The organism is Aquitalea sp. USM4, assembly GCF_004328945.1.
In the GTDB taxonomy this organism is placed as follows: domain Bacteria; phylum Pseudomonadota; class Gammaproteobacteria; order Burkholderiales; family Chromobacteriaceae; genus Aquitalea; species Aquitalea pelogenes.
In genome coordinates this window covers 1,074,347-1,092,204 of the sequence record NZ_CP029539.1, presented here as the reverse complement: position 1 = coordinate 1,092,204, position 17,858 = coordinate 1,074,347, and the positions used below count along the sequence as shown (strand labels likewise).

At 60.4% G+C, this 17,858-nt stretch carries 19 protein-coding genes; 5 read left to right on the top strand and 14 right to left on the bottom strand.

Annotation, left to right across the window (positions count from 1 at the left end):
* Nucleotides 1-4: 4 nt before the first annotated feature.
* Nucleotides 5-1,258 carry a UDP-N-acetylglucosamine 1-carboxyvinyltransferase gene (murA, locus tag DKK66_RS05140; RefSeq protein ID WP_045848752.1) on the top strand — a complete coding sequence of 418 codons (1,254 nt, stop codon included), beginning with the start codon at nt 5-7 and terminating at the stop codon, nt 1,256-1,258.
* A gap of 131 nt (nt 1,259-1,389) precedes the next feature.
* Here murA and DKK66_RS20125 read toward each other — a convergent pair whose 3' ends face one another.
* The 9 genes from DKK66_RS20125 to dapC form a co-directional block, all read right to left on the bottom strand.
* Entirely contained in the window at nt 1,390-1,551 is a 162-nt protein-coding gene (locus tag DKK66_RS20125; RefSeq protein WP_165494105.1) for an iron-containing alcohol dehydrogenase, read from the bottom strand.
* Nucleotides 1,552-1,697: 146 nt separating this feature from the next.
* Complete coding sequence (locus tag DKK66_RS05135) at nt 1,698-2,543, bottom strand: VacJ family lipoprotein (protein ID WP_131356036.1); 846 nt, start codon at nt 2,541-2,543, stop codon at nt 1,698-1,700.
* Nucleotides 2,544-2,546: 3 nt separating this feature from the next.
* Complete coding sequence (locus DKK66_RS05130) at nt 2,547-2,840, bottom strand: lipid asymmetry maintenance protein MlaB (protein WP_052694353.1); 294 nt, start codon at nt 2,838-2,840, stop codon at nt 2,547-2,549.
* Nucleotides 2,841-2,855: 15 nt separating this feature from the next.
* On the bottom strand, nt 2,856-3,467 hold the full coding sequence (locus tag DKK66_RS05125) for a phospholipid-binding protein MlaC (protein ID WP_045848770.1): 612 nt from the start codon (nt 3,465-3,467) through the stop codon (nt 2,856-2,858).
* Nucleotides 3,468-3,508: 41 nt separating this feature from the next.
* Nucleotides 3,509-3,994 (bottom strand): outer membrane lipid asymmetry maintenance protein MlaD, encoded by a 486-nt coding sequence (gene mlaD / locus DKK66_RS05120; RefSeq protein WP_062790930.1) that lies wholly within the window; start codon nt 3,992-3,994, stop codon nt 3,509-3,511.
* A gap of 10 nt (nt 3,995-4,004) precedes the next feature.
* Nucleotides 4,005-4,790, bottom strand: a complete 786-nt coding sequence (gene mlaE / locus DKK66_RS05115) for a lipid asymmetry maintenance ABC transporter permease subunit MlaE (RefSeq protein ID WP_045848754.1) — start codon at nt 4,788-4,790, stop codon at nt 4,005-4,007.
* The gene (locus DKK66_RS05110) at nt 4,783-5,601 is read right to left on the bottom strand and encodes an ABC transporter ATP-binding protein (protein ID WP_045848755.1); all 819 of its coding nucleotides are present in this window, start codon (nt 5,599-5,601) and stop codon (nt 4,783-4,785) included. The genes mlaE and DKK66_RS05110 overlap by 8 nt, the downstream gene beginning before the upstream one ends.
* A 300-nt stretch (nt 5,602-5,901) precedes the next feature.
* The gene (gene dapD, locus DKK66_RS05105) at nt 5,902-6,723 is read right to left on the bottom strand and encodes a 2,3,4,5-tetrahydropyridine-2,6-dicarboxylate N-succinyltransferase (RefSeq protein WP_062790934.1); all 822 of its coding nucleotides are present in this window, start codon (nt 6,721-6,723) and stop codon (nt 5,902-5,904) included.
* 55 nt (nt 6,724-6,778) lie between these two features.
* A complete protein-coding gene (dapC, locus tag DKK66_RS05100; protein WP_131356033.1) occupies nt 6,779-7,969 on the bottom strand; it encodes a succinyldiaminopimelate transaminase in 1,191 nt (396 codons plus the stop codon).
* Nucleotides 7,970-8,079: 110 nt separating this feature from the next.
* On the opposite strand from dapC, the gene DKK66_RS05095 reads away from it, so the two are divergent.
* The gene (locus DKK66_RS05095) at nt 8,080-8,982 is read left to right on the top strand and encodes a DMT family transporter (RefSeq protein WP_131356030.1); all 903 of its coding nucleotides are present in this window, start codon (nt 8,080-8,082) and stop codon (nt 8,980-8,982) included.
* Nucleotides 8,979-9,557 (top strand): GNAT family N-acetyltransferase, encoded by a 579-nt coding sequence (locus DKK66_RS05090; protein ID WP_045848759.1) that lies wholly within the window; start codon nt 8,979-8,981, stop codon nt 9,555-9,557. Before DKK66_RS05095 ends, DKK66_RS05090 begins: the two co-directional genes overlap by 4 nt.
* A gap of 4 nt (nt 9,558-9,561) precedes the next feature.
* Here DKK66_RS05090 and DKK66_RS05085 read toward each other — a convergent pair whose 3' ends face one another.
* Nucleotides 9,562-9,777 carry a SlyX family protein gene (locus DKK66_RS05085; RefSeq protein ID WP_045848760.1) on the bottom strand — a complete coding sequence of 72 codons (216 nt, stop codon included), beginning with the start codon at nt 9,775-9,777 and terminating at the stop codon, nt 9,562-9,564.
* Nucleotides 9,778-9,937: 160 nt separating this feature from the next.
* Between DKK66_RS05085 and DKK66_RS05080 the strand changes: the two genes are divergently transcribed.
* Nucleotides 9,938-10,231 carry a DUF2325 domain-containing protein gene (locus tag DKK66_RS05080; RefSeq protein WP_045848761.1) on the top strand — a complete coding sequence of 98 codons (294 nt, stop codon included), beginning with the start codon at nt 9,938-9,940 and terminating at the stop codon, nt 10,229-10,231.
* Between the two features lie 6 nt (nt 10,232-10,237).
* Here DKK66_RS05080 and DKK66_RS05075 read toward each other — a convergent pair whose 3' ends face one another.
* Complete coding sequence (locus DKK66_RS05075) at nt 10,238-10,987, bottom strand: MgtC/SapB family protein (RefSeq protein WP_131356027.1); 750 nt, start codon at nt 10,985-10,987, stop codon at nt 10,238-10,240.
* A 98-nt stretch (nt 10,988-11,085) separates the two neighbouring features.
* Nucleotides 11,086-11,874, bottom strand: a complete 789-nt coding sequence (locus tag DKK66_RS05070; RefSeq protein ID WP_131360852.1) for a class I SAM-dependent methyltransferase — start codon at nt 11,872-11,874, stop codon at nt 11,086-11,088.
* A 108-nt stretch (nt 11,875-11,982) separates the two neighbouring features.
* Between DKK66_RS05070 and DKK66_RS05065 the strand changes: the two genes are divergently transcribed.
* Nucleotides 11,983-14,274, top strand: coding sequence for a DNA internalization-related competence protein ComEC/Rec2 (locus DKK66_RS05065; protein WP_131356024.1), 2,292 nt, complete (start codon nt 11,983-11,985; stop codon nt 14,272-14,274).
* Between the two features lie 101 nt (nt 14,275-14,375).
* Here the strand turns inward: DKK66_RS05065 and DKK66_RS05060 are convergent, their stop codons facing one another.
* Complete coding sequence (locus DKK66_RS05060) at nt 14,376-15,272, bottom strand: response regulator (protein WP_131356021.1); 897 nt, start codon at nt 15,270-15,272, stop codon at nt 14,376-14,378.
* Nucleotides 15,247-17,853 (bottom strand): ATP-binding protein, encoded by a 2,607-nt coding sequence (locus DKK66_RS05055; protein ID WP_131356018.1) that lies wholly within the window; start codon nt 17,851-17,853, stop codon nt 15,247-15,249. Before DKK66_RS05055 ends, DKK66_RS05060 begins: the two co-directional genes overlap by 26 nt.
* Nucleotides 17,854-17,858 lie beyond the last annotated feature (5 nt).

Sequence of the window (17,858 nt, the reverse complement as noted above, 5' to 3'; positions counted from 1 at the left end):
CTACATGGATAAATTGAAAATTCGCGGCAATGGTCCGCTGAATGGTGAGATCCGCGTATCTGGTGCCAAGAACGCTGCATTGCCGATTCTGTGCACCAGCTTGCTGACCGCCGACACCATGCGCTTTACCAACGTGCCCATGCTGCGCGACATTTCCACCACCCAGAAATTGCTGCAAGGCATGGGTGTGCGGGTGATGACCGACAATGTGCATGAAATGGAAATCACCGCCGACCATCTGGACAGCCTGGTGGCACCGTATGATCTGGTCAAGACCATGCGAGCCTCCATTCTGGTGCTCGGCCCGACCCTGGCGCGCTTTGGCGAGGCCACTGTTTCGCTGCCCGGTGGCTGTGCCATTGGCAGCCGCCCGGTGGATCAGCACATCAAGGGCCTGGTCGCCATGGGTGCCGAGGTGGTGATCGAGCACGGTTATGTGAAGGCCAAAGCCAAGCGCCTGCGCGGTGCCCACATCGTGATGGATGTGGTGACCGTGGGCGGTACGGAAAACCTGTTGATGGCCGCTGCGCTGGCTGATGGCACCACCATTCTGGAAAACGCTGCGCGTGAGCCGGAAGTAACCGACCTGGCCAATTGCCTGGTGGCCATGGGTGCACGCATCAGCGGTATCGGCACCAACCGTCTGGTGATCGAGGGTGTGGAAAAGCTGCATGGCTGTGACTACGCCATCATGCCGGACCGTATCGAGGCGGGGACTTTCCTGGTGGCGGCAGCCATGACGCAAGGTCATCTGGTATTGCGCAATGCCGCACCGCGCAGCATGGAAGCCGTGCTGGACAAGCTGGTGGAAGCCGGCGCTGTGGTAGAAGCGGGTGATGACTGGATCTCGCTGGACATGAAGCGTCGTCCCAAAGCCATCAATTTCCGTACCCTGCCTTACCCGGCGTTCCCGACTGACATGCAGGCCCAGCTGATGACGCTGAACTGTATTGCCGAGGGTGCCGGCATGGTGACGGAGACCATCTTCGAAAACCGTTTCATGCATGTTCCCGAGCTGAACCGCATGGGTGCGCGTATCGAGGTGGAAGGCAATACCGCAGTGGTGCATGGCGTAGAGAAGCTGTCTGGTGCCACGGTGATGGCAACCGACCTGCGTGCGTCTGCCAGTCTGGTTCTTGCCGGTCTGGTGGCCCAGGGCGAGACCATTGTTGACCGCATCTACCATCTGGACCGCGGTTATGAGTACATCGAGAAAAAACTGGGTGCTGTCGGTGCCCAGATCGAGCGCATCAGTTAAGCGCTGGGCTTCCCGTCCGGGGCATTGAAAGACAACACCCGGTCACTTTGCTAGCTGGCAAGTGACCGGGTGTTTTTTTGTGGTGATTGCTGCTGCTGACCGGGCATGGTTCACAAAATGGAATTAACGACTCAGTGCAAAAGCGCTGCCGGTGTGTCCGAATGCTCGGCGTTGTATTCTGCAATGGCTTGTTCCAGGATTTCTGCTGTCAGGTACTGTCCATTGGAAACTGCGTGGCGCAGGTAGCGGGTGAGGTATTCCAGCGCCTGCTGGGAGAGTTGGCTTTGTTCCATGATGTACTCCGCAAGAATGATCGGTAAATATGATGATCAGCAAAGTCTAATATTTATGGTGACAGGCTTGTTGTCATGGATCAAACAGAAGAGAGACAAAGAAAAAGCAGCCAGATGGCTGCTTTTCTTTTACACACGGCAGAATCTTATTGTGCCGCAGAAGCTGCGGCATGGGCCGCTGCAGAGGCTTCCGGGTGGCTGCCGTCAACAGCTGCCGGTGCGGCTTCGCCGGCAGGCGCGGACGCTGCCGATGGTGCATTGACCAGCTCATCAATATTGACGTCGTCAGACTGTGTAGGATTGGGCAGCCCCAGTTGCTTGGCCCGCAGTTGCAGGAAGCCATCGCGCATATAGGTGTAGGGGTCGATGGCAGCCGTGGCCAGGCTGTCGTCGAAGTCCAGGTAGCGGGCACGGGTGTTGACGCCGTACATGCCATAGAAGGCAATGGCTTCGTTGCTGTTGTGATAGACCAGATGTTCCGGTCCGTTGATGCCCAGCGATACACCCAGACCAAGACCATCACGTACCGTGCTGGGGCCAAAGAATGGCAGCACCAGATAATTACTGTTCTTCCAGCCCCAGTGCGCAAAGGTGTCGCCCAGTGAAGTCTTGTTGTTTTTCAGGCCGGCCGGAGTGGCAATATCAATAAGGCCAAATAAGCCGAAGGTGCTGTTGAGGGCAACCCGCATGATGTCATTGACGGCCTTTTCCGGCTCGGCTTGCAGCAGGTTGTTGGCGGCACTGTAGACATCCTTGAAGTTGTCAAAGAAGTTGCTCACTGCCGTGCGGAAGGGGCCCGGGGTAATGGCACGGTAGCCTTGTGCCGCCGGTTTGATCACCCAGCGATCGGCCTTGTCATTAAAGGCGTACATGGAGCGGTTGAACGACTCGTACGGGTCTTGCGGTGTGCTGGGGTGGGGGCTGGCGCAGCCGGCCAGTAACAGGCTGGCTACCAGCAGGCTGCTGCGCAGTGCATGGCGCGTGCAGGTCATGGTTCAGTCTCCTTGTGGCCCGGTCAGCAGGCCACGCAGTGCGTACAGGTCGACAAGTTCGGAAAGGCGGGCAGGCCAGTTGAGCAACTGCAATGGCTGTTCCGCTTGCTGGGCCGCACGCCTGCATGCCAGCAGCAAGGCCAGCGCAGAGGAGTCGGCCTCGCTGATGCCGGACAGGTCCAGCTGCAGTGGGCCACGCGCCACCCTGGCGGTTAGCGTGCTCAAAAGCTGGCCGCTGCTGCGCATGTCCAGCTTGCCTGTCAGGCGGCCGTTACCTGCCGTGGTTTCCTCAAACATGGCTATGTTTCCTGCTTATTTGCTGGCCGGGATGGCGGCGTTCTTGTCCTGCAGCATCTTGATCAGGCCATCAACACCGTTTTTGTTGATTTCCTGATTGAACTGGTTGCGGTACACGGTGACCAGGCTGGCACCTTCCACGCTGACATTGAATACCTTCCAGCCTTGCGGGGTCTTGTACAGGGTGTAGTCAACGGCAACCGGGCCCTTGTCGTTGCCAGGCAGGCTGACGGACGATTTCACGGTCGCTTCGCGGCCGCTGTTACCCATGGTGGCATTGGGCTGGATGTCGATCTGTGCGTTCTTGAAACGGGTCATGGTGCTGGAGTAGGTGCGGACCAGCAGGTTCTGGAATTGCTGAGCCAGTGCACTTTGTTGCGCAGGACTGGCCTGACGCCAGCCCAGACCGACGGCCAGGGCGGTCATGCGCTGGAAGTCGAACTGCGGAACGGCCAGCGCTTCCACTTGCTGGCGAACCTGCTTGGTGTTCTTGCCGTTTTCCTGTTTCAGGACATCCATGATCTGGCGCGAGGTTTCACGAACCTGTTCAACCGGATTATCGGTGGCGGCCAGGGAGTGGGCGCTCAGGCCCAGCATGACAAGGAAGGTAGCGATCAGTTTTTTCATGGTATCGGTCATTCTTGATGAGTTGTGCACAAGGTCTGTGTTTATTGCGCTGCGGAAGCGCTGTTCTTGTTGTTGCCGCCGGTGAAGCTGGTCATGAACTTGCCGATCAGCTGTTCCAGCACCAGGGCGGAAGAAGTCAGGGTGATATGTTCACCCGGTTTCAGTTCATCCGGGTCGCCGCCTTGCAGCAAGCCGATGTACTGCTCACCCAGCAGGCCTGCAGTCAGGATTTCGGCACTGGCATCACGGCTGAAGGTGTACTGTTTTTCCAGATTCAGGGTGACACGGGCGCGGTAGGTCTTGGTATCCAGCTGGATGGCTGCCACGCGGCCCACCACGACCCCGGCTTCCTTGATGGGGGCTTTTACTTTCAGGCCGCCGATATTGTCGAAATCCGCGTACAGGGTGTAGGTCTGATCAGCGCTTTGCGGCGTGAGATTGGCCACTTTCAGCGACAGGAACACCACGGCGGCAATGCCGATTGCCACAAACAGGCCGACCCACAAATCAATAGTAGAGCGTTTCATTCCCTATTTCCTAGAACATGAAGGCGGTGAGGACGAAGTCCACCGCCAGGATAACCAGTGCGGAGGTCACTACCGTGCGGGTAGTGGCTGCGGAGACGCCAGCCGCCGTGGGCGTGGCATCGTAACCTTCGAAAACGGCAATCAGGGTGACGACGATGCCAAAACACAGGCTCTTGATCAGGCCGTTGATCACGTCATAGTGCAGGTCGACATTGTTCTGCATTTGCGACCAGAAGGTGCCTGAATCCAGGCCTATCATCACCACGCCAATCAGATAGCCACCGAAAATGCCCATCACATTGAACATGGCGGCCAGGATGGGCATGGAAATGACACCGGCCCAGAAGCGGGGGGCCACTACGCGGGCGATGGGGTTAACCGCCATTACGCTCATGGCATCCAGTTGCTCGGTGGCTTTCATCAGGCCGATTTCCGCCGTCATGGCACTGCCGGCGCGGCTGGAGAACAGCAAGGCAGCCAGTACCGGGCCCAGTTCGCGCAATAGCGACAGGGCCACCAGTGCACCCAGTGCATCGGCAGAACCGAAGCGCGACAGCGTGTTGTAGCCCTGCAGGCCCAGCACCATGCCGACGAACAGGCCTGACACCACCACGATGATGACGGACATCACGCCGGCGAAATAGATTTCGCGGATGGTGAGGTTGAAGCGCAGCAGGCTTTGGCCCGAATAACGCAAGATGGCCAGCAGGAAGCGGGTGATGAAACCCAGCCGCCAGATGGCATTGATGGTGCTGTGACCCAGTCGACGCAGCGGTGACAGCAGCAGTTCAGTCATGCTGGCTTCCTTTCAGGCCCAGATCCTGCTGCAGGGAGGTGCTGGCAGGGTAGGCAAAATGGACTGGGCCGTCGGCTTCGCCCCACATGAACTGGTGTACCCAGGGCGAGGGCGAGCTGCGGATGTCTTCCGGTGTGCCATCGGCCACAATTTCACCATTGGAAACAAAGTAGACGTAATCGACGATATCCAGCGATTTGTGCACATCGTGGGTCACCATGATGGAGGTGGTGCCCAGGGCATCGTTCAGTTTCTTGATCAGATGGGCAATCACGCCCAGCGAGATCGGGTCCAGTCCGGTAAACGGTTCGTCATACAGCATCAGTTGCGGGTCCAGCGCAATGGCACGCGCCAGTGCCACGCGACGGGCCATGCCGCCGGACAACTCGGCAGGCATCAAGGCCTGGGTGCCACGCAGGCCCACGGCGGCCAGCTTCATGATCACCAGATCATGAATCATGCTTTCTGGCAGGCGGGTGTGTTCGCGGATGGGGAAGGCGACGTTGTCCCCGACCGAGAGGTCGGTGAACAGCGCGCCAAACTGGAACAGCATGCCCATGCGGCGGCGGTGCTCGAACAGTTCGGCATGGTTCATGGCGGCGACATCACGGCCATCTACCAGCACCTGGCCGGCGCTGGGGCGGATCTGGCCGGCAATCAGCCGCAGCATGGTGGTCTTGCCACTGCCGCTGCCACCCATGATGGCAACCAGCTTGCCACGCGGGATGGTCAGGCTGATGTTTTTCAGGATGGGGCGTTCACCATAGGCGAAGCTGACATTCCTGAATTCGATGAAATGGTCTGAAGACACGGATTTTCCGGATGAAAAACGTGATTGGCGTCACGGTTTTACAGGGTTCAAGACAACAGGATTTTATCGACTTGTCTGCTGCTCGCCAAATGAACATGGTTTCAACATGTAACGATGCTGCCTGTCGGCCCAGGGCAGGAAGTGAAACAAGACAGGGATTGCTTGTGCCCGGTCGTGGCGCACTGCAGGGGCAGATACGCCGTGTTCACCCTTGAACATGGCAGGAACAAAAGACAAAGACCCGGCCAGGCCGGGTCAGTTCCTGCACCATGTTGCCGTCAGCAAGACGACAATGGTGTGTTATACGCCGCGCAGCAGGTCGTTGATGCTGGTTTTGCTACGGGTTTGCGCATCCACTTTCTTGACGATGACGGCGCAGTACAGGCTGTGGCTGCCATCCTTGGACGGCAGGTTGCCCGATACCACCACCGAGCCCGGCGGAATGCGACCGTAGCTTACTTCGCCGGTTTCGCGGTCGTAGATCTTGGTGGACTGGCCGATGTAAACACCCATGGAGATGACCGAGCCTTCGCCTACAATCACGCCTTCCACCACTTCCGAGCGCGCGCCGATGAAGCAGTTGTCTTCAATGATGGTGGGGCCGGCCTGCAGCGGTTCCAGCACGCCGCCAATGCCGACGCCGCCGGACAGGTGCACGTTCTTGCCGATCTGGGCGCAGGAGCCGACGGTGGCCCAGGTGTCCACCATGGTGCCTTCATCCACATAGGCGCCGATGTTGACATAGGACGGCATCAGCACGGTGTTCTTGGCAATGAAGCTGCCCTTGCGCGCCACGGCGCCCGGCACCACGCGGAAACCGGCTTCCTTGAAGTGAGCTTCGCTCCAGTCGTGGAACTTGGTGTCCACCTTGTCGAAGTAGCGGCTCACGCCATCGTCCTGCACCACGTTGTCGCGGATACGGAAGGACAGCAGCACGGCTTTTTTCACCCACTGGTTGACCACCCAGTCGCCGTCCACTTTTTCGGCCACGCGCAGGCGGCCGTTGTCCAGCTCGGTGATGACCTGGCCAATGGCGGCCTTCAGTTCGGCGGAAACAGTTGCCGGGGTGATGTCGGCACGTTTTTCGAAGGCTTCTTCGATCAGGGCTTGAATCGGATGCATGTGATGGAGTCCTTGGGCAATGTGAATGGAAACAGTCATAGCTGGTGGATGTCGTTTATATGGTTGTTGTCTTGACGAAACGCACGATGCGTTCGGCGGCTGCCTGACATTCTGCCAGTGTCGCGACCAGAGCGATACGGATATAGCCGCTACCCGGGTTCACGCCATGGGCGGTACGTGCCAGGAAGGAGCCAGGCAGCACGGTAATGTGTTCCTGCTCGAACAGGGCACGGGCAAAGGCAGTGTCATCGCCACCGGGTACCCTGGCCCACAGGTAGAAGCTGGCATCCGGCAGGCTGACCTCCAGCACCTCAGCCAGCATGGGGGTGACGGCCTGGAACTTGGCAATATACGCGGCGCGGTTTTCTTCTACATGCGCTTCGTCGTTCCAGGCCGCCACGCTGGCCGCCTGGATGGTGGGGCTCATCGCGCCACCCTGATAGGTACGGTACAGCATGAAGCTGGCCAGCAGGGCGGCGTCGCCGGCAACAAAGCCGGAGCGCATGCCCGGTGCATTGGAGCGCTTGGACAGGCTGGTGAACATCACCAGTCGTTCAAAGCCACGGCCCAGCTTGCTGGCAGCTTCCAGTCCGCCCAGCGGCGGCTGGCCGAAGTGGATTTCCGAATAGCACTCGTCGCTGGCAATCACAAAGCCGTAGCGGTCGGACAGCGCGAACAGGTTTTTCCAGTCGTCCAGCGACATCACCGCGCCGGTGGGATTGCCCGGGCTGCATACGAAAACCAGCTGGGTACGCGCCCATACGCTTTCCGGTACGCTGGCCCAGTCGGGCTGAAAGCCCGTGCTGGCGGTACAGTTGACATAGAAGGGTTCCGCGCCTGCCAGTAGTGCCGCGCCTTCGTAAATCTGGTAAAACGGATTGGGTGAAATCACCACCGGTTTTTCAGCCTGCTGGCTGTTGACCACCGTCTGCACAAAAGCGAACAGGGCTTCGCGGCTGCCATTGACCGGCAGTACTTCCTTCTCTGCATCCAGTTGCAGGCCGTAGCGGCGTTGCATCCAGTCGGCACACGACTGGCGCAGCTCCACACTGCCCAGCGTGGCCGGGTAAACCGACAGGCCGCCCAGCGATGCGACCAGCGCTTGCTTGATGACCTCTGGTGTCGGGTGCTTGGGCTCGCCGATGGACAGGTTGATGTGCGGCTTGTCAGCCGGGACCGCACCAGCCATCAGCTGACGCAAACGCTGGAAGGGATAGGGTTGCAGGCTTTCCAGGTGGGGATTCACGCTTGGTTCTCTCTGTTGCAGTGGGGGCTGGCCGGGGTGTCGGCCGCCGCTGATCCGGTTTGGCGGACTGCATGGCAGTGCCGCAGAATCGCCCATCTTAAGAAATCGTGATGCCTCTTGTAAAACAAAAGCTTCTTGCCATTGTTGCCGTTGTCACTACCGCGCTGGTCTGGGGCCTGATGTGGTACCCGTTTCGCGTGCTGAGCCAGCAGGGCATCAGCACGGCGCATACCTCGCTGCTGGTTTACCTGCTGGCTGCCTTGCTCGGTGGTGTGCTGTTCTTTGACGTCTACCGCAAGCAGCTGCGCTGGCATCCGGTATTGCCGCTGCTGGCGCTCTTGTTTGGCTGGTGTAATTTCAGCTACACCTGGGCGGTGTCCGAGGGCATGGTGATGCGGGTGCTGCTGCTGTTTTACCTGTCGCCCTTGTGGTCTGCCTTTTTTTCGCGCCTGCTGCTGCATGAACGCCTGACGCGCAGCGGCTGGCTGGTGGTGGCGCTGTCACTGGCCGGTTGCATGATCATCCTGTATCGTCCCGGCCTGCTGGATGGCGCAGCATTGCTCAGCCAGCGTTATGAGTGGCTGGCGCTGTCCGGCGGCATCACCTTTGCCCTGGGAAATGTGCTGAGCAAGCGGGCACGCGACCTGCCGGTGCCGGTCAAGTCCGCCACCATCTGGGTGGGAGTGGCGCTGATGGGCTTGCTGGCATTGGGTGCCCGGCAGCAACTGGGCAGCTTGCTGGATGTATCGTGGATGGCCGCGCTGATTCTGGCCCTGTTAGGCGCAACCTTGCTGGCCACCAGCATCATCTCCCAGCATGGCGTCAGCCTGCTGCCAGCCAACCAGACCATGACCCTGATGCTGCTGGAACTGGTATTCGCTGCCATCTCGGCCTATCTGTTGGCCGGTGAGGCCATGCGGCTGCAGGAATGGCTGGGTGCGGCGCTGATCGGCGGAGCCAGTCTGTTGTCCGGCCAAATGACGCAGCCTGTGGCTGCCAAGGAGCAAACATGAATATCCGGCCCATGCAGGCAGGGGACTTTAGCGCTTTCTGGCCTGTTTTCCAGGCCATCATCCAGGCGCAGGAAAGCTATGCCTACGACCCGCAACTGACTGAGGATCAGGCACGTGCCTTGTGGTGTGAACTGCCACAGGAAACCTGGCTGGCCGAAGAAGACGGCGTGGTGCTGGGCAGCTATTTCATCAAGCCCAATGCCGCCGGGCCGGGTGGCCATGTGTGCAATTGCGGCTATATGGTGGCCCCGGCGGCGCGTGGCAAGGGCGTGGCTTCCGCGCTGTGTGCGCATTCGCAGCAGCGCGGTCGCGCGCTGGGGTTTCTTGCCATGCAGTTCAATGCAGTGGTGGCCAGCAATACCGTGGCGGTCGCCTTGTGGAAGAAACTGGGTTTTGCCGAGGTAGGCCGGGTACCGGGCGCTTACCGGCACCGTAGCCTGGGCCTGGTGGACTGCCTGATCATGCACAAATGGCTGCAAGCACCCGAAGCGGACAAGCCGTTGACGGCATCGGCCCCGCTGATTGCCCGCAAGAACATTGAAGCGGTGGTGTCACGCAAGCGCAAAAAGAACTGATGGATCAGTAATGCGGCGGTATTTCGTCGCGCAGCGAGCCGCCGCTGTTGCCGCTATCGGGCTGGGCGGCCTTGAATTGCTGATACACCAGGCGCAGTTGCTGTTGCAGCAAGTCGATTTGCTGTTGCTGGCGGGCAATGGTGTTGTTGAGGCTGTCGAGCAGGTCGTCCTGGAAGGCGATTTTCACTTCCAGTTCAGTCAGGCGGTCTTCGGTATTCATGCGTGCATTTTACCTTGGCCGGCACATGGCCGGTTATCGGATGATGTTGTTGTTATGGAATAAGAATTCCAGTTTTTATTGTTTTCCGGAATTAAAAGCTACGATTACAGTGCTTCCATTACCCAATGCCGCAGTACGGCGGCACGACAGGAGAATGGACATGGATGCCTTGCTGGTTGGCGGCGACAGCCTGGGACAGATTCCCGAAGTGCTGGCACTGTACGATATCCGGATCGCGCGCCACATTACCGGCCGCAACACACTGCATCAGCGCAAATTGCCGCTGCCCAAGAATACCCAGATGCTGATTCTGCTGACTGACTATCTGGGGCACAACGCCATGCGGCATTACCGCGACACTGCCGCCGCCCGTGGCATTCCGGTACTGGCCTGCCGTCGTTCGGCCACCGCGGTGGCCGAGCGCTTGCAGCATGATGGCTGGCAGCCGGCCTGAGTAACTTCAGTTACGTGCCGGCTGTACGCTGAAGCTTTCAATCTCCTCCAGCTGCATGATGGCGCGTGACAGGTCCACCACATTGATCATGTGGTGCTTGTTGATGGCGGAAACCATGAAGCCCCAGTCGCTGATCCGGGCATCCACCTTCAGTGCAATGCTGTCTTCGTGTACCACGACGCCCAGTGTGAGCAGGTCACTGCATAATTTATCCACCGTCCATTGATGCTCGCGCAGCACGGTCAGGTTCACATACAGGCTGAAGCGGCGCGGCAGGCGGTTTTCCATCCAGTTGAGCAGCCGCATGCAGATGACGCACAGCACGGTCACTGCAATGGCGGACAGATAAAACCCCACACCCACCAGAATGCCGATGACCGAGGACATCCATACCGAGGCCGCCGAGGTCAGGCCGCTGATGGACATGCCTTCCTTCATGATCATCCCGGCACCCAGAAAACCCACACCGGTCAGCACACCCTGCGCAACCCGCGTCATGTCGCCATGCATGATGTCGGCGTGAATGCCGCCGTACCAGAAACCGGAATAACCCACCATGCTGATGACCCCGGCGGAAGCCATGGAAACCAGCCCGTAGGTGCGCATGCCGGCGGCACGCCCGTTGGACCAGCGCTCATAGCCCACCAGGCAGCCCAGCAACAGGCCACCGAGCAGGTTGCAGGTAATCAGTAAGTTCACTTCCCATTTTTGTGCCGACCAGTATTGGTCCAGCAGATCGACAAAGCTGACGCTCATGACAGGCTTTCTTGTTGATTTTTCATCTCACCGTCATTGCAGGCTAGGCCTCTGCGGGCCATGCAGCAAGACAATTCGCGTCGGGATGTTGCCGGTCATCAATCCGGCGTGGCGGCTGGGCGCAAGGCCTTGATGATGTACAGGTCGAAGCGGGTGGATTTGCCATCCAGCACGGCAGAAGGTTTTACCCCGGCGATAGCGGCACCCAGTCGCGGGCGCTTCACCACCACCCGCACCCGTGCTGCGCTGATGGCGGCTTCTAGCAGGCGGGCGCTGTCCATGTCATCGCCAATCACATGCTGGAAGGCCTGCATGTCTTTTTTGGCGGCAGCGCTTTTCTTGTCGGTGTCGGGGAACATCGGGTCGACAAACACCACGTCCGGTTGCTGGTCGGCAGGCAGCTGTGCCAGCCAGTCAGCCGAGTTGGCATGCACCAGCCGCATGCGACTGGCGATATCGCTGGTGTCGACGGCGCGTGCGGCCCTCTCAAGTGCATCAAACAGCAAGGCGGCGGCTACCGGCGAGCGCTCCACCATGGTGACCTGGCAACCCAGGCTGGCCAGCACAAAACTGTCGCGTCCCAGGCCTGCGGTGGCATCAACAATGCTGGGCAGGTCTTTGGCACCTTTCAGTCCTACTGCCTTGGCTACCGGCTGACCACGTCCGCCGCCTTGCTCGCGCCGGTGGCGGGCCGCACCTTCGACAAACTCGGCATACACCGCACCGTGTTTTCCGGTGGTGACCAGCTCCAGCCGTTCCGGCCCCAGCTCCAGCCAGTACCCTTCAGACGGGCGGTGGTGGATGAGGGGCAGGGCAAAGCGCCGCGCCAGTTCGGCGGCATGCTCGCGGCGGGCGCTCTCGCTACAGAACAGCGGGGTGGGCTGAATAGGGCTAGTTGGCATCATGCCGGCACGATACGGGATGTGCGGCAGTGCGGCAAGCTGCCTGTCCCAGTCGCCATTGCCGCATGACATCAGGCAAGGCATAAGGGGCGGATGCTGAAACTTGCCCTGTTTGTTGCCGGCATCGTGTGCTGTGCCTTTTTGCCCACCCTGCCTTCCCTGTGGAGCCTGGGTGGATTGTGGCTGCTGATGTATCTGCTGGAACGCGTGGCAGCACCACGGCTGGCCGGTGTTGCTGCGCTGCTGGCTGCCTTGTTGCTGGGGCTGTTCTATGCCGATGCCCGCGCACAATGGCGTATGGCGCAGGCCCTGCCGGCTGTCTGGTGGCAAAAACCGGTGTCCTTGATCGGTGTGGTGCGAGGCTTGCCTGTGCAGGGGCAATACGGTGTGCGCATGCAGTTCCAGGTGGAGCAGGTGCTGACGCCGCTGGCGAGCCTGCCGGAGCGGGTGCAGCTGTCGGTCTTTGTACGCAAGGGCGAGCTGGCCCCGACTGGCGTATGGCGGGCAGGCGATCGCTGGCAGCTGACCGCCCGTTTCCGGCCGCGCCAGTCCACTGCCAATCCCTTTGGTTTCGATGCCGAGCAATGGCTGTGGTCCGAGGGCGTGCTGGCTAGTGGCACGATGTTGCCCGGTGCGGTGCGCCTGGGGGAGGACCATGGACTGCTGGCGCGGGTGGACCGTTTGCGCGAGCAGCAGGTGCTGCGTATCGAATCCGTGCTGGGGAGCTCGCGTGCTGCAAGTCTGGTGGCCGGGCTGACGGTTGGGGCGCAGCAAAGCATTGCCCGTGCCGAATGGCAAAGCCTGGCGCGCACCGGCCTGACCCACGTGGTGTCGATTTCCGGCCTGCACATCACCATGGTGGCCGGCATGGTGGCAGGTTTGGTCGCCCTGGTTTTGCGCCGCAGGCCATTGCCCGGCCTTGCGCCACGGTTGTGCATTGTCTTATCCGGTGTCATGGCCGCCACTGCCTATGCGGTGCTGGCCGGTTTTTCCGTCCCTACCCAGCGCACCTTGTACATGTTGTGCTGCATGGCCCTGATGCTGTTGGCACGGCGGGTCTGGTCGGGCTTGCACATCTGGTGGCTGGCGCTGGCACTGGTGTTGTTGATTGATCCTTTTGCCGTGCTGGCTCCGGGTTTGTGGTTGTCATTCGGGCTGGTGGCGGCCTTGATGCTGGTTTCTGTCGGTCGCAGGCGTCCTGCAGGCAAGTACTGGCAGGCACTGTCTGGCCAGTGGGCGGCGACGGTGGCCTCCTTGCTGCCCTTGCTGACGCTGTTTGGCAGTTTTCCACTGGTGTCTCCGCTGGCCAACGCTGTGGGAATACCGCTGGTTTCCGTGCTGCTGACACCGCTGAGTCTGCTGGCCGTGGCATTGCCGTGGGCGCAGCCCTTGCAATGGGCGGGCTGGTTGGCGGAATGGTTTTATCGCGGTGTCGACTGGCTGGCGGCCTGGCCGCCATGGCAGGTGGCGGCTGTGCCTTGGCCGCTGTTGTTGCCGGGTGCCATCGGCAGTTTGTGGTTGCTGGCACCGCGTGGCATGCCCGGTCGCCTGCTGGGTGTCAGCCTGCTGCTGCCTGTTTTGTTCTATCAGCCGCCAGCAGCCGAGCCCGGTACGCTGCGCATCAAGGTTCTTGATGTCGGACAGGGCCTGTCGGTACTGCTGCAAACACGCAACCACGCCTTGCTGTTTGATACCGGGGCGGGGGAGGGGGAGCGCTGGGTGTTGCCGCAACTGCGTGGTCTGGGCGTGCGTCAGCTGGATGTGTTGATGCTGTCGCATAACGACAAGGACCACGATGCTGCGGCAGCAGACATCGTGGCGGCCATGCCGGTGCGGCAGGTGCTGGCCGGGCAGTTGGCCACGCTGACGCAATACGGCTTGCATGGCAGCCTGTGTCGGCGCGGGCAAAGCTGGGCGTGGGATGGTATCCGCTTTGACGTGCTGTGGCCGGTGGCGGATATGGTATTGAGTGATGACAACAGCCACAGTTGTGTCTTGCGGGTGGCAAGCCGGACGCAGGCCATCCTGATCAGTGGTGATGCGCCGCGATCGGTGGAGGAAAGGCTGGTGGCGGATTACGGAGCGCAATTGCGCAGCGACATTCTGGTGGTGGGGCACCATGGCAGTCGCACTTCCTCGGCCGCATCATGGCTGGACACTGTGAATCCGGACTGGCTGGTGTTGAGTGTGGGTTTTCTTAATCGCTACCGCCATCCGCAGCCACAGGTGCTGGCAGCGCTGCAGGCGCAGGGGCGGGTATTGCGTACCGATCAGGACGGTTTGTTAAGCATGACGCTGGGCGATGCCATCTTGCCGCAGTGCTATCGCCAGCTGGCAGGGCGCTACTGGCGCAGTCGTGGTCAGTGCGCTGCTCCGGGCCGCTAACAAAAGCCCTGCTGCTGCGTTGCGCCTCCTTGCCGTACCCTTGTGCTGTTGGCGTCGGTGCGCCTTGCCCCAGGGGCGCTACGCTATTTTGTTATCCGTTCTCAGGACGGTTTGCGGTTTACCCGGGCAATCACGCGGTTGCCGTTACCCTGGTATTCAACGGCATCGAATGACAATTTCCGGGCAATCAGGATGCCGCGCCCGTGGCTGGACAGCAGTGAGGTTGCCGGGGTGTCCTGATAGTCCTGCCAGGCAAAGCCATCACCCATGTCCTGGATGGTGAAGCTGAAGAAATCCTCATCGCGATTAAAGCTGATGCTGACCTCGCGTTGACCGAGTATCGGGTCCTGCTGGCGGCGCTCCAGCTCGGCTTCCCAGTCGCCTTCTGCCTGCAATTCGGTTTTTTGCTGATAACTGATGGCGAGGTTGCCATGTTCGATGGCGTTCACCATCAGCTCGAACAGACCGGTGGCCACTTTTTCCGGCTGGGTGCAGGTGCGGGCCAGCAGGGCGGTAACCGTCTGGGCTTCTTTCAGCGTGCGCAGGCGGAATTCTGCCTGCTGCAGATGGGCCAGTGCATCCAGATGCTGCTTGGCCAGTTCGCGAAATGCCTGGTGGCGGTCCCAGTGGCTTTGCGCTGCTTTCACCACCGCCAGCAGCATGTCGCGCGAGAAAGGCTTGGTCAGATAATAAAATGCACCGGCTTCCATGCCTTGCTGCACGCTGGCCGGTGAGCCGATGGCCGTTTGCAGGATGACCGGCAGGAAGTTGAGTTCGGGCGTGCTTTTTATCCGCTTGAGTACATCAAAGCCATTCATGCCCGGCATCATCTTGTCCAGCAACACCATGGACAGGCTCCTGCCTTGCTGTTGCAGGATTTCCCAGGCCTGTTCGCCACTTTCCGCACACACGGTTTCGTAACCGTCGGCTTCCAGCAGCTCGGTCATCAGTTCCAGATTGAAGGGCTCGTCATCAACGAGCAAAAGTCGATGGGACATGGTCTTCCCCGGTAGGGCCGCTGGTGTTGTGGAATCTCGGCAGCAGGGCAGTGAAAGCGGCACCGCGCGGCACCAGGTTCTCGGCAAAAATCACCCCGTGATGGGCCTGGATGATCTCGCGGCAGATGGCAAGGCCCAGGCCGGTGCCACCGGCCCCGGTCTTGGTGGCGCTGCTCTGGATGAATTTGTCGAAAATGGTTTCGATTTCATCGCACGGAATACCCGGGCCGTAGTTTTCCACGCACAGCATCACCTGCTCGCGTTGCTGCTCGTCCTTTTGCAGGCGTGCCGTCACGCGGATGACTTCGCCATCCGGGCTGAACTTGATGGCATTGGACAGCAAGTTGCGTACGACCTGGCCAAGCCGGAAGGGGTCGATATCGGCGGTCAGTTTCTCTGGCGTGCAATACAGGTAAATCTTGATGTTGCGGCTGCCTGCCAGCGGAGTCATTTCATCGCAGGCCTCACGCAGGCAGTGCGACAGGTCGTAATGGGCAATGTGGTAATCCATTTTGCCCACTTCCATCTTGGCCAGGTCCAGCAGGTCGTTCAGCAGCTGAAGCAAGCGGTTGCCACTGCTGTGGATGCGCTGGAAATACTGGGCCAGCTTGTCATCCTGCAGCTGGCGCGAACGCGCTTCACCGATTTCGGTAAAGCCCAGGATGGCATGCATCGGGGTGCGCAACTCATGCGACATATTGGCCAGGAATTCGGTTTTGGCGCGGCTGTTTTCTTCGGCCAGGGTCTTGGCCTGGCGCAGCGCATCTTCCATTTCGCGCTGGGCGGAAAAGTCCTGGTACAGCCAGATGGTGCCCAGCTTGGGCACGGACGGATTCACCGCCCGGCCAAACATGCGGCACCAGATCAGCTTGCCACTGCCGGTGCGCAGCTTCACTTCGGACTGCACCACCTTGCCGTCGTTGAGCAGGTTGTACAGTGCGCGGCCGGTGCGCTCCCATTGCTCCTGGCTTTCGAAGTAGGGCAGGGTGGTCTGGCCGATGACTTCGTCTTCCTTGCGCTCGAACAGGTCGAGGAAGGCGCCGTTCACCCGGCGCAGGTGCCGGTCCACAATATAGGCCATGGCCATGGGGCTGGCTTCCAGCAGTGCCGCCAGCTGACGGCTTTGCACTTCCACCTGCTCGGCCAGGCTGTTTTTCAGGCGGATCAGCGCGGCTTCCTGTTCCTTGCGCAGGCTGATGTCACGGCAGACGGCGACATAGAAGGAGTCGTCAGGTACTTCCACCCGGCTGAGCGACAGTTCCACCGGCATCTGCCGGTTGTCACTGCACAGCAGGTGCGCCTCGAATGGCCGCCCTTCACGCGCAGCGGCAATGGATTCGAAATCGACATTCAGGCTGTAAAGCTCGGTCAGCAAGGAACCCACCGGCAAATGCTCGATGGATTCGGCACTCTGGCCGATCAGCTTGGCAGCCGCCGGGTTGACATGGGTAATCAGGCCCTTGCGGTTGATCAGGATGATGGCGTCGGAACTGGCCTGCAGAATGGCGCGCTGGCGGGCTTCGCTTTCGGCCAGCGCCTGTTCCGAGTGGGTGCGGTCGTTGATCTGCTCGCGCAGGGTGCGATTGTTCAGTTCCAGTTGCTGGTGTTGTCGGCGCAGCAGGGTACGCAAGGCACGGTTATGGCTGATCTGGCGTTGTTGCAGGATCAGCAGCAGGCACAGGATGAAAGCCGAGCTGCCCAGGATGGCATAGCCTTGCTGGCTGAGGGCCGGGGCGTCTTCCTCCAGCGGATAAGCACCAAACAGCAAATCGTAGCCACCAATCTGGCGCCGCGTGGTCAGCAAGGGGTTGCCCGATGGCAAGGGCTGCATGGGCAGCGAATCCAGGCTGGGGTGGTCGGGTGTTTCCTGGTTCCATACCACCAGCCGTACATGCTGCAGCGGATTGGGCTGGTCCGGATTGCTCTGGCTGCTTTGCAGCAGCAGGTCGCTACGCAGGTTGACCAGCAGCATGTGGCCGTCATCACCCAGGTTGGCCATGATGTCCAGCCGCGGGATGGCACCCGGCGTCAGGGTGTTGAACATCAGCATGGGCTGGTTGCGATTGCGGGCCTGATCCATCTTGCGCCTGGCATTGTCCAGGCTGCCAAGGTCCATGCCTTGGGGCAGGGCATTGCCATCATCCGGCAAATAGCTTTCCACCGGGTAATACATCGGCTGCTGCGGGCTGGGTGTCAGGTGCCGGTCCTTGAGCATGCGGATGCTGTTGGCAATGTTTGATTCAAACTCGGCGCGCTGTGCCGGGCCGATGCGCCGTACGATGCCGATGCCGCCAAAGCGGCTTTCTTCCTTCAGTACGGTGGGAGCCAGTTCGCTCAGGTTGATGGCGCTGCCGGTGGTGTGGCGCTGGCGAATCAGGCTTTGCGCCAGCAGGTCGGTGCGGTCCAGCATTTCCTGCAGGCGGGTCGCCAGCAGCTCGGTACCCAGTTCGCCCCAGTGTTGCAGCTTTTCCTGCTCGCGGATACGGTCGTTGTCCAGCAGCAGCAGGTATTCTGCTGTCAGCAGGGCAATGGTAAGAACCGCACCCAGGAGAAAGGACGTCAGGCGACTCTGGCTTGGCATGTTGG